Consider the following 11,520-nt stretch of genomic DNA (forward strand, 5'->3'; position numbering starts at 1 on the left):
GCCACCCTGCACGAACCGGCACACAAGATCACGTAACCACGCCGACCCAGATCAACTTCTCAAACACGCACTTAGAGTCTCGGGTTCGCTGAACTGGCGCTCAAAGGGCGACCGGCAGTGTCTCGATCCAGCAGTCGGTAAAGCTCGGTGCGAGCTGCATGCGGGCGTCTTCGGCGTCTTGCGAGGTGAGAAAGACGCCCGCTCCGAAGATCTCTGGGCCCTCCGGCATGTCCGTTCGGGTCATGAGGACGTGGACCTGGCGGAATCGGTCTCGTCGTGCCGTTGTCGGCGATGCGATGGCGTTGATCAGGTCCTCGGTGGTGGCTTCGTTGAACCCCGGATTGACTCCGCCCAGGGACTGGGTGGGCCATCGGGGAGCCCAAGGGCCGGCGTTGTTGAAGAAGCTGCGGCGGGTAGGGCCAAGGATTCCCTCCCGCCAGCCAACGGCCATGCTGACGATGTAACCGGTAGTACTGCGGCTCTCGAGCAGGAAGACCCGGACATCCAGCGACCTGCGATCTTTGGCGAGAGAGGTTTTGATCTGTGCTTCCTCGGTCGCGTTGGCGCGGCGGATGACGAGCCCGTCGAGGCCGGTCTCGATCTTGAGGGCGTCGACCGGTTTGAACAGGATGTCGATCGTGGTCTCGTGGCTTTGGCCGAGTTCGTCGTCGCCCCAATGGCTGCGCAGCAGCAGTTGGCTGTGGCTGGCGGAGTAGGCCTCCAGGAAAAAGCGGCGGTCGCTGCGGAAGATCTCCGTACCGGGCGTCATCTGGTGTTCTTGGTACAGCCACATCCCGTCGGTCATGGGCTCGAGGATCTCGATGAAGCCGGGTGCCGGTCAATCAAGATGCGCCTTATCGGCCTGGCCGTCGTGCAGACCGGGGTGGTTCAAGGGCAGCAGGCAGCCGGTGGTGGGCCTATAGCAGCCGCGGGACGCGCACGAACCCACGACACTCACGGCAGTTCGATGATCAGTACTAATTGGGCGCGACGACGCGCGTACGTATTTCAGCAGCAGTCCGACCGCGGAAGCGTGAGCGTTTTCGCTGTCATCGTCACCTTGGTCGTCGTGGTGTTCTTCGGCGCCGTCGTTGACTTCGAGCAGGTGCTCGAAGCTCGGCAAGAGGCGAACACCGTTGCCCAGGAGGCTGCCCGCGCCGGCGCAGGGCAAGTCGACCGCCACCGGGCATACACCCGCGGCGAGTTCGTCGTGGACCGCCAGTCCGCGCTGCGCGCCGCTCGCTCTTACCTGCGGGCCAGCGGCCACACCGGCACCGTGACCACCGCCGGACGACGCACTATCCGCGTCCGCGTCTCCATCACCCGCCCGGCGCGCTTTCTCTCGGTGATCGGAATCTCCACCCTGCACGCCGAGGGCGCCGCAACCGCGAATCTGACCACCGGAGTGGAAGGACCCCGCCAGCCGTGACCTACACCACCACTGAACGTGGACACCTCGCCGACTTCATACGCGGCCTCGCCGCCGTCGTGGTCTTCGCGTTCCTCCTGGTCGGATGCCCGGTCGCGATGTACGCCATGGGCGGCTCTCCCATCCCGGACCGGTTCCCGTCATGGGAGGAGGTCGGCGCGACCCTGATGCGGCGGGACACCGACCAGAGCTTTTTCCTGGCCACGATCTGGTTTCTGGGCTGGGCCTCGTGGTGCCTGTTTATCGTCACCGTCTGCGCCGAGATGATCAACTACTTTGCAGGACGAGACAAGCCCGTCCTGCCGCGCCCGGCCCGCCCGCTGCAACATCTGGTCCGGGAGCTGGTCGCCACGGCCACCCTCACCTTCAGCGCCGCAGCATCCCTCGCCACCTCGGCCACCGCCGCGACGCACACGCAAGCCGTGACCGACGTCCATGCTGGCTCCGCCCCCTCGGGCGAACGAGATCATCAGTCCCCCGGACGAGTAGCACCGCCACAGGAACCGACCGCGTCCGAATGGACACCACTGCTCGCCGACGAGGCCCCATCCCATCCGAAGCCTGATCCTCGCCCTGAGCGAACCCACATCGTCAAGCGAGGTGAGACCCTCTGGGACCTCGCCCGCCGCACCTACGGTTCTGGCGCCCTCTATCCCAAGATCTTCAAGACCAGCAAGAACATCGACCAGCCAGACGGGGTCCCGGCCCTCACCAATCCCTCGGTCCTCCACCCGGGCCAGCACATTCGGATTCCCCACCCGAGCGCTCCGGATGAATCCTCGTCGCCGTCGCGAGTGACCTCGACGCCGCCCGTACCTGAGCAAGCGGCACCGCCCGGACCAGGCAAGGCGAACGAAAGCCGAACATCCGCTTCACCTGGCCCAACGTCCGGTCAGCCGACGCCAACGCAAGTGCCGACTCCGGTAGTGGCACCGCCTCGAGACGAGCCCGCGAGCCCGCCACCATCGGCACCGAACGACCAGGAAAGTGCAGGCGCACCGCTGGCGATCTCCCTACCATCCGGTTCGCTCATCGGCATCGGCCTCGCCGCCGCGCTGAGCGTAGCCGTGGCCGCTACCCGCCTACACCGACGCCGCCGATACGTGCCCAACCCCGACCCAGGTGCGTACGGGAGCACCACAGATTCCCCGCTGCCCGCCCCGGTCCTCAAGGCCCGCCACGCCCATCTGCGTACGTACACCGACCGCGATGCCCCCGCTCCGTCCGACCCAGACCTGGTTCGCGAGGACCTGCGGACCGCAGAGCCCGACCACCTCGTCGTGGGAACCCGTGACGACCAGGCCCTCACCGTTCGCCTGTCCGGACTCAGCCTCGGGCTGTCCGGAGACGGCGCGCACGCAGCCGCACGCGCCATCACTACCGAACTACTGGCCAAGGCACACCGCTACCGCGCCGAAGTCCTCATCCCGCAGGCCGACGCGCAGGCGCTCTTCCCGGGTGACGACATCACCGACCTCTGCGCGGCCCTCGAAGGCTTGATCATCACGCCGTCCCTGGACGCAGCCACCAGCCGCCTGGAGGCAGAACTTCTTCGCCGCGGCCGGGTCTTGGAGATGACCGAGCAGCCCGACGTGCCGGCGCTGCGTGCCGAGGACCCCGCCGAACCCCTGCCGACAGTCCTGCTCGTCGCATCGGTGCCCGCGGACAACGGCACCGTGCAGGGTCTCGCCGCACTCGGCCGCCGCTACAGCCTCGGCGTTCTTGCTCTCGGTCCCTGGCCGTCCGGCACCCGCGTGGGAGTATCCAGCGATGCGACCGTTACGGACGCTCACGGCCCGGACGCCGAACGTTTCACCGGTGCCCGTCTGTTCCACCTGACTACCGACGACGCCGCAGGCATGCTGCGAACCATCCGGACCGCCACAGGAACCGAAACGGACGCCACACCCCCGCCACCCAACGCGGACGCCGAGCCCCAACCGGAACTCGAACCCGAACCGTCGGTCTCGGCCGTGATCCCGCCGCCGCGCCAATCCGAGGAGGCGCGGCACGCACCGGTCCGGCTCGACGTGCTCGGGCCGGTCCGCCTGCACACTGCGAACGGTCCGGTCAACACAGGGCTGCGCCAGCGCGCCCGTGATCTGCTCGCCTATCTCGCCGTCCACCCAGACGGCGCCACCCGCGACCAGGCATGCGCCGATCTCTGGCCGGAGGACAGCCCCGAGAGCGTCGTCCCGATGTTCAACACCGCCGTGACCAACATTCGCAGCATCCTCCGGACCGCTACCGGCCTCAGCGAACCCATGTACGTCATCCACGAAGCTGGCCGTTACCGCATCGATCCTGACGTCATCGACATCGACCTATGGCGGCTGACCACAGCGCTGGCAGAGGCCCGACGGGCCACCGACGACACCGCTCGAATCAAGTCGCTCACGCTGGTCGCAGACCGCTGCGGCGATGAATTCGGAGGTGGTCTCACCCAGGAATGGGCCGAGGTCCACCGCGAAAACCTCCGCCGCACCATCGGTGACGCCCTGGCGAACCTCGCCCGCCTCATCGAGGAAGACGATCCAGAGCAAGCGCTGGTGGTGCTGGAACGAGCGATCACCCACGACCGCTACTCCGAGCCCCTCCACCGGCACATCATGCGGCTACAAGCCTGCCTCGGCCGTCCGGACGCCGTCCGCCGCACTCACGAGCTCCTCGCCGCCCGCCTTGGCGAACTCGACGCCGAACCCGACGACGAGACTCGTAAGCTCTTGAGTTCCTCGATGCGGGCATCGAATCGAAACCGATGACGAAGGCAAGCGCTCAGCAAGCGCGTAAACGCCGGTCAGGTACGAGCACCCAGCACCGCTCGGGCACCGGAAGACGCGTTGTCAGGGCCGAGGGGATGTGATCGGGTATCGGGGTGGACGTCGACCAGTTCTTCAGCTACGGGCCGCGCGCTCCATTCGAAGTACAACATGTCTTCACTGACCGGGAAGCGCAGATCCGGGCCTTTCGGGACCGGTTTGCCCAACTGGCCGGACGGTCGTGGACCGTCGACGAACTGCTCAACTTCCAGCGGCCGGCGTCCAACGTCATCGCCGTCTCCGGGGAAGGCGGGATCGGCAAATCCACGCTGGCCCGCCACGTCGCTGGCCTGGCGGTGGCCGGTGGACTGGATGGTCTGCCGCGACGTGGCGCGCATGCGGTGCTGGATTTCGCCGACCCTGCCAGCTCGAGCTTCGAGGCCGTCCTGCTGCGGGTGCGTGCCGCGCTCGCGCCGCTGGCGAAATCGTGGCTCGCGTTTGATGTGGCGCTGGCCGTCTACTGGCAGCGCAAACATCCAGGTGAGTCGCTGACCGCGTTTCTCCAGAAGGACAGTGCGGCGGATTCGCTCGGGGTCGCCAGGCAGGTCGGTGAGGCCGTTGACCAGCTTCTCGGCGGCTTCGGTGCGCTGTCGGTGGCGTACCGCGCGCTGAACCTGCTCGGTCGGACCACTGCGCAGAAGGCCCGGTTGAAGCGGCTACGGGCCGAGTTGCCCGCGCTCGATCCGATCCTGGCCGAGCAAGATCCGGATCGGATGCTCGGCTACATGCCGGTGCTCCTGGCCGCCGACCTGGAGCAAGCACGCCGCAAGCACCCGACGCTGGCGCTGTGCGTGCTCGACACGCTGGAGAACGTCCAACGCCTGCCCGCCGAGCGAGGTGGCCTTGAGGACCTGGTCTCGCGGCTGGTGTATCTGATGCCGAACGTGGTGTTCGTCGCGGCTGGACGACGCCCGCTGCGCTGGCATGACCCAGCCCACGCGGTCGCGTTGACCTACGGCGGTGAGCGCCGCTGGCCGGGCCTGGTCGGGGGTGACCAGCTCGGCCTCGGCGGATTCGACCGGGCATCGGCCGAGGCGTACCTGACCGCGCGGCTCACCGTGAACGGAACTCCCGCTATAGGCCGCGACATCCGAGAACGGATCATCGCGGGCTCGGGAGGATCACCGCTCTACCTCGACCTGTCCGCCGGACTGTTCGGGCAGTACCTGGCGCGGGGCGAAGCACCGCCCGCCGATGCGTTCGGCCTCGGGTTCCCCGAGCTGGTGCTGCGAACGATGCGGGACTTGTCCGCGACAGACCGCGACCTGCTGCGCGCGGCGGCGCTGCTGGAGGCGTTCGACGAGGACGTGCTCCACGCGGTACTCCCGCATGTGCGGTTGCGGCAGATCGAACGGTTCGTACAACGCCCGTTCGTCCGCCGGGACGAGACGGTGTGGCCCCCGTACCGGCTGCACGAGAACCTACGCCGCAGCGTCATCGAATGCGACGCCGACACCGACGACGGCTGGACACAGGCAGAACGGACCCGCAACGCCGAGCAGGCGATCGAGCATCTGGCGCGGGCCGCGTTGGAGGTCTGGGACGACGACGTCGACCATCCGATTCCTTTGGGTGTGCGGAGCAGGCGATGCGTGGCGGCGTTCCTGCTCGTTCTCCGTGCCTCGGACGAACACGGCCTCGCTCCGGCGTCTCTGGGGGAACTGGCCTACAGCCTCACTGTGCTCGGGCATTGGCAGGTGCTGGTGTCCCTGCCAGAGCTGCCCGGCTCACCGGAACTGGCTCGGCTGACAGCCGTTGCGCGGTTGACCGCACGCGGAGACGTCAACGCCGAGGCCCGCTACCAGGCACTGGGCGAGTTGATCGGTGAACCCGCAGGCCCGTACGCCGACTACTACCGGCACGAACTGGCGAGCCGCGCGCACATCATCGGCCGGGTTGAGGAGGCGTCCGAGCACCTGTCCGGGATCGAGCCCACCTCACTCATCGGCGCAAGCGCGCGGTTCGGCCTCGCCGACAACGCGCTGCGCCGCGGCGACTACCAGTCCGTCGCGCGGCTGATGGACGGGGCCTCGCAGTCAGGACCTGACCAGGTGCGCGCCGCCGACCTACTCGGGCACGCCCACCTGCAGAACGCGCGGTTCGCCGAGGCAGCCAGGTTCTTCGAATCGACTCTGGAAGCTGCACGCGAAGCCAATGCGCCGGTGTGGGAAGCGCGCGCGCTGCGGCACCTGCTGCTGGCGTTGATGTGGTCCGATCCAGACCGGACGATGTCGCTTCTCGGCCGCGCGCGAGAGCTCAACAACTCGGCCGGAGAACTGATCGGACTCGCCCAATGCGACATGGCCGAGGCGATGGCGCGGGCGCTTCGCGGTGACCACCGGGCAGCCGCCGAGCTACTGGAGACGGCGGCGTGCCAGTTCAGCGAACTCGGGGCCACCCGTGAACTGCTGCCCGTCGAGGCGTTGCAGGTCTTGCTGGACGCCGCCGGCGGCCGAAAGACGCAGGCCGAGCGCACCGCCCGACGGCTGTGCGAAGATTGCCTGCCTGTGTGGGCGCCGGTGACCCGGCTGTGGGCCGGGCTGGATGCCGACTTCGGCGGCATCGGATGGCTGGACGATCCCGACTCCGCGCGGCGTCGCTGGGCCGAGGCCCTCACGCGACTGTGGGCGCCGATCTGCGGGCCGCTGGATACCGGCGACCGTCGCGCCCTGATCCAAACCGGCCGCGTACCTGACGCGCTCATCGAGACCGCGATCCGGAGTGCGCTGACCAGTCCCGCGTTCGACGGGCCGCGCGATCCGGTCGCAGCCCTGGCGACGCTGGGCACCCACGGTGTCGTGCAGGGCGTACGGACGGTGGTGAAGGTGCGCCGACGGCTGCATGAGCAGCTGGAGACGATCCGCGCTTTCGAGCGGTTGCGCGCCACGACCGGTGTTCGGGCGCCCCGCCTTCTCGACGCGGGAACGGCCGGAGATTCGTGGTGGGCCATCCTCGAACGTCTCCCGGGCGCGCACGCGGACCACCCAACGCCCGCACGTCAGCGGGAGCTTGGCCGCCAGCTTCGGCTCTGGCATTCCCAGCCGCCCGGCAACGGCCTACGTCTGGACGACCCGGGCGCGCTCGGCGTCCTGCTGGGCTGGGCAAGGAGTACCGCCCCGGACGCGTACCCGGCCCTATCCGAGGAGTTCGCCGCAGCCTGCCAAGGGCTCCCCATGACCGCGATCCACGGCGACGTAGCGGTCTGTCACAACGCGCTCTACGACGGCGATTACCTAACCGGCCTGCTCGACCCCGGCGCGACCGAGTCCGGGCCCCCGATGCTCGACCTCGCCTGGGGCCCTGGCCGTCGACATGCCGCGCGGCGCAGAGCCCGACCCCCTCATCGAGGGCTACGGCCGCGACGCGGTCGACCAGGACGCCCTGACCGCGCTGCTGCCATTGATGATGCTGCGCCGCTACATCGACGTCCCGTCCCTCGGCCTCGCCGACAGCGACGGCGCGTGGATCGCGCGATGGCTGCGCGACCACCGCCCAGATCTGCTCACTCTGGCCCAATAAGCCCCGCCCGGCGGGCACACGCGTACGGGATGCAGTTATCCAGGACGTTCGCAGGCACGGCGAGCCGCTCGCCCAGGCCGGGCTCGTCGTCGCGCGCGTAGAAGCGATTGAGGCCGTCAAAGAGTGCCAACTCGTGCCCGGCCGCCAGAACGAGGGGCTCCCACTCCTGATGACTCGGACGGGATGACAGCGGGAAGGTCGCCTCAACCACGATCACCCGCGGCCGCCACACCTGAAGGTCCGCCGACCGGAGCACCGCGGCTTCGGCCCCCTCCACATCCACCTTCAGCAGGTCGAACCCCGGTTCGGCGTGTGCGGCGAGAACCGTCTCCAACGTGACGACCTCGACGTGCAGTTGTTCATGGCGCCAACCATCCGCGAGATGCCCCTCCAAGACGTCCCGGCGCAGAGTGCTAAGGCCGCCGTCACCGGCCTTCCCCCGCCCTGGAACGATCCGGAAGAACTCCGCAGTGCCCGGCTCGTCTCCGATCGCCACGCGCAGGTTCACGTCGCCGGGCCGTGCCCGCTGAAGGCGTGCATGGCGATCGGGCAACGGCTCGACGTTCACCCCACGCCAGCCAAGGACATCCACCAGGTTCTTGGTCAGCGAGCCGCTGACGGGCTCGCCGGCACCGACATCAACGAAGAACCCGCTCTTCCGCCCTGCGAAGGCGCGCATCAACACGACGTCCTCAGCGTTACCCGCATACGCGATCAAGTCATAACCGCTCACACGTGCCAACCTATTGGAGGCTGCCCCCGGTGTCGTGGCTCACGTCTATCGAGCTCTCCGAGTCAAACGACGAGCATTCGCGGGGCTTGACAATCTGATTCGAGCTGTCCCTTGATGGTGGCCGGTTCGTCGCGCTAAATAGCCGCTACTAGGAATGCGGCGGCGGGGCGGCCGGTCAGGAGGATTCAAGAAATGTCGAGATTCAAACTCGAACCCACGGCCTCGATGATGGGCGCGTCGATGTCATGGCGGCGCGTCTTTCCCGGGCGGACAGATCAGATTCCGCTGGCACGGCAGTTCGCGATGTTCCTGTTCGCCGAGACCTCAATCGCCTCGGACGTGGGATTCGTGGTGACCGAACTCGCCTCGAATGCCGTGCGCCATACCCGATCGGGGCAGCAGGGCGGTCGGTTCACGGTCGAGCTGGTGCTTGGTGGCCTGGCCTATGTCGGCGTCAGTGACCTCGGCGGCGGCGGATACCCCACGGTGAGGCACGACCCGCTCGGATGCCCCATCGAGAGCGAGGGCGGGCGGGGCCTGCGGGCCGTCTCGCAACTGGCCGCGATGCTGGGTGTCCACGGGAGCCCGAGCGAAGGCCACACCGTCTGGGCGGACCTTCTCTGCGTCGACAAGCCGTATGAGGACCCGCCGCTGGCCACGTCCGTCACCCCGGCCGCATAGGGCGGGACCAGCCTGTCCGTAGCAGGCTGGTCCCGCCTCCCCAGGCTAGGGCCAAGCTCAGGCCCCGCCCGCACCTTGGCCAGGTGCGGGCGGGGCCTTTGCTCGTTAACGAGGCCAAGGCTGCCGGGGCAGCGGGGGGTGCGATCGGGGGATCAACCGCGGGGGTGTCTATGGGCGCCCCCGGCTTGAACTGGTGTCGACGCAGGTCAGCGCGCGCCTCGGCTGGGGCTGCGGTGCACCCGGATACCCCCTCAAGGGGTCATCCAAAGGGGTGCGCCACTCGAAGATGCTAAATCGATTTCGTAGGGGCCAGCGTCTCCGCCCCTCCCATACAACCAATAGAGCTATATGAACGCCGGGTAGGGCACGGCGCGTCCGGGCGTCGGATTGAGGCTGCCGCCATAGCCAGGCCGCGTAACCCAAGTCGACGTCACCCGGCAACCCGGCCTCGAAATGCGCGAGTCCGCCGCAAAAGTATCTGTAGACGGGTTCGGACCTTCAACCCGATGCCGTTGAGTCCGGCCCGGCCATTAAATTTTCGTTTACTGAGGTAAGCCTCTCCAGCCGTTCCGGCAACGAAATTGGTCGGCGCTCCGTGTTGCATTCGCCGTGTCATCGAGAAATGGTCGTCATGGCGGACGACGCCGGGCGGGAAAGTCCCGCCGAATCGGCCGCCATTCAGGAGGTAGGAACAATGGCGAACACCAACACCACCGCGAACGCTGACACGGCCACCACCGCCCCGGCGGACGGCACCGGGGACGACCGCCCGACCGGGGCGGCAGGGGCCGTGTGGGACGCGCTGAACGCCGCACCGGGCGGTGCGACGGTGTCGGCGCTGGCCGAGGCGTCCGGGGTCAGTCGCGCGACGGTGACCAAGGCCCTGACAGCGTTCGCGGACGCCGGGCGCGCTGTCCGGGCGGCCGGTGAGGGAACCGGTCGGGGCCGTACCCCGGACGTGTGGTCCCCGGTCGTCCCCACGACCGCTACCGGGGCCGGTGACACCAGCCCGATTGCTCAGGCAGACGACGGGGACGCCGAAACCACGGCGGCACCGGACGCCCCGACCGCACCGGACGCCCCGACCGAGGCGGGCATGATCTCGCCGGACACACTCGCAACCGCGATGCAGGTTCTAGCGGATGAGGCCGACCGGCGGACGGCAGCGGCCGAGGCCCTGCGCAAGGCACAGGAAGAGGAGGCCGAACGGCGCGCACGGGTGGACGCCGAGCTGCGCAAGGCGGAGCAGCGCGAAACCGCCCGCGTGATCCTGACCGACCTGCTGAGCACGGTCACCACGACCCTCGCCGCGATCGCGGCGGACGACGACGAGAAGGTCACGCGCGGCATGGAGGACATCGCGCGCTACGCCGGTAGCGTCCGCCGCACCACCCGCGCTACCACCGGCACCCGGACGCGGACGCCGCGCGCGACCGGCGACCGTGGCGCGCCGTCGCCCCTGCGGCCCCTGGTCGCCCAGCACCTGAACGCGTTCCCCGACCTGGAATTCACGCCCGGCGAGATCGCCAAGGTCCTGGACCGGTCATCCGGGGCCGTCGCCAACGCCCTCGACACCCTCGTCGGACAGGGCGAGGCGGTCCTGACGTGCGAGCGTCCCCGCCGGTTCCGCGCGGCCAACCTGGCCACCGACAGCGCGGCCACCGGTAGCGACGACGCGGACAGCACGAACGCCGCGTGACCCGTAGGCGGGGCGGACGGGTGAGGGCCCGTCCGCCCCGTCATGACTCGGGGTCTCACGACCCCCACCCCAACCCAATGAGGTTGTCATGACGAAGGAGACGCTACATGTCCGGTGACGCGACCGGCACGACCTCGCACGACACAGAACACGACCCGTACGACCAGGTGTTCGTCCTGCTCGGGTGGGCCTGGGACGTGGCGCTCGCCGCCCGCGCGGCCACCCGCTACCCGGTCACGCACGCGAACGTCTCAGACATCGGCGCGCTCGGCGCGCTCATCCGCATCGACGCCGAACACGCGGAAACGGTGGACCTGTCCCGCCCGCTGCTGGCCGTTCCGCTTCCCGACGTGGGAACGCCGATCGTGATCGACGGATGGCACCGAATCCACAAGGCCCGACAGACCGGCGTCGCTGAGTTGCCGGTCGTCTTCCTGAACGCCGACGACGAACGTGCATGCCGTCTCATGGGCGGCGGTGTGAAGCGCCGCCGGTAGACCGGCAGGGACAGCACAGAGCGCGCCACGCGCGACCAGGGGCCCGGGTAGGCGGAACGCCACCCGGGCCCCGTGCGCGCCGCCGGGCGTGCGGCCCCGTGCGCGCCGCCGGGCGTGCGGCCCCGTGCGCGCCGCCGGGCGTG

General features: G+C 68.8%; 8 protein-coding genes. 6 read left to right on the forward strand and 2 right to left on the reverse strand.

The features are described from left to right. Positions 1-100: 100 nt before the first annotated feature. Positions 101-805: a hypothetical protein gene (locus IEZ03_RS37000; protein WP_184889566.1), complete on the reverse strand. Its 705-nt coding sequence runs from the start codon at positions 803-805 to the stop codon at positions 101-103. Positions 806-1,033: 228 nt separating this feature from the next. Between IEZ03_RS37000 and IEZ03_RS37005 the strand changes: the two genes are divergently transcribed. From IEZ03_RS37005 to IEZ03_RS37015, 3 genes are all read left to right on the forward strand, one after another. After that, positions 1,034-1,429 carry a pilus assembly protein TadG-related protein gene (locus IEZ03_RS37005; RefSeq protein ID WP_184889564.1) on the forward strand — a complete coding sequence of 132 codons (396 nt, stop codon included), beginning with the start codon at positions 1,034-1,036 and terminating at the stop codon, positions 1,427-1,429. Next, a complete protein-coding gene (locus IEZ03_RS37010; protein ID WP_184889563.1) occupies positions 1,426-4,191 on the forward strand; it encodes an AfsR/SARP family transcriptional regulator in 2,766 nt (921 codons plus the stop codon). Before IEZ03_RS37005 ends, IEZ03_RS37010 begins: the two co-directional genes overlap by 4 nt. Before the next feature lie 113 nt (positions 4,192-4,304). After that, positions 4,305-7,868, forward strand: coding sequence for a protein kinase family protein (locus IEZ03_RS37015; protein WP_184889562.1), 3,564 nt, complete (start codon positions 4,305-4,307; stop codon positions 7,866-7,868). Here IEZ03_RS37015 and IEZ03_RS37020 read toward each other — a convergent pair. Further along, complete coding sequence (locus IEZ03_RS37020; protein WP_184889561.1) at positions 7,751-8,500, reverse strand: FkbM family methyltransferase; 750 nt, start codon at positions 8,498-8,500, stop codon at positions 7,751-7,753. The two genes, IEZ03_RS37015 and IEZ03_RS37020, sit on opposite strands and share 118 nt — an antisense overlap. A 192-nt stretch (positions 8,501-8,692) precedes the next feature. On the opposite strand from IEZ03_RS37020, the gene IEZ03_RS37025 reads away from it, so the two are divergent. From IEZ03_RS37025 to IEZ03_RS37035, 3 genes are all read left to right on the forward strand, one after another. Continuing rightward, a complete protein-coding gene (locus tag IEZ03_RS37025) occupies positions 8,693-9,181 on the forward strand; it encodes an ATP-binding protein (RefSeq protein ID WP_184889560.1) in 489 nt (162 codons plus the stop codon). 694 nt (positions 9,182-9,875) lie between these two features. Beyond that, positions 9,876-10,880, forward strand: coding sequence for a helix-turn-helix domain-containing protein (locus IEZ03_RS37030; protein WP_184889559.1), 1,005 nt, complete (start codon positions 9,876-9,878; stop codon positions 10,878-10,880). A 107-nt stretch (positions 10,881-10,987) separates the two neighbouring features. Beyond that, positions 10,988-11,377 (forward strand): hypothetical protein, encoded by a 390-nt coding sequence (locus IEZ03_RS37035; protein ID WP_184889558.1) that lies wholly within the window; start codon positions 10,988-10,990, stop codon positions 11,375-11,377. Positions 11,378-11,520 lie beyond the last annotated feature (143 nt).

It is taken from the genome of Actinomadura livida (assembly GCF_014648675.1).
GTDB classification, from domain to species: domain Bacteria; phylum Actinomycetota; class Actinomycetes; order Streptosporangiales; family Streptosporangiaceae; genus Spirillospora; species Spirillospora livida.

What these genes read in the sequence shown, in the direction of transcription:
- IEZ03_RS37000 (WP_184889566.1), bottom strand. Translation starts at nt 805, where the DNA reads ATGACCGACGGGATGTGGCTGTACCAAGAACACCAGATGACGCCCGGT.
- IEZ03_RS37025 (WP_184889560.1), top strand. Translation starts at nt 8,693, where the DNA reads ATGTCGAGATTCAAACTCGAACCCACGGCCTCGATGATGGGCGCGTCG.
- IEZ03_RS37030 (WP_184889559.1), top strand. Translation starts at nt 9,876, where the DNA reads ATGGCGAACACCAACACCACCGCGAACGCTGACACGGCCACCACCGCC.
- IEZ03_RS37035 (WP_184889558.1), top strand. Translation starts at nt 10,988, where the DNA reads ATGTCCGGTGACGCGACCGGCACGACCTCGCACGACACAGAACACGAC.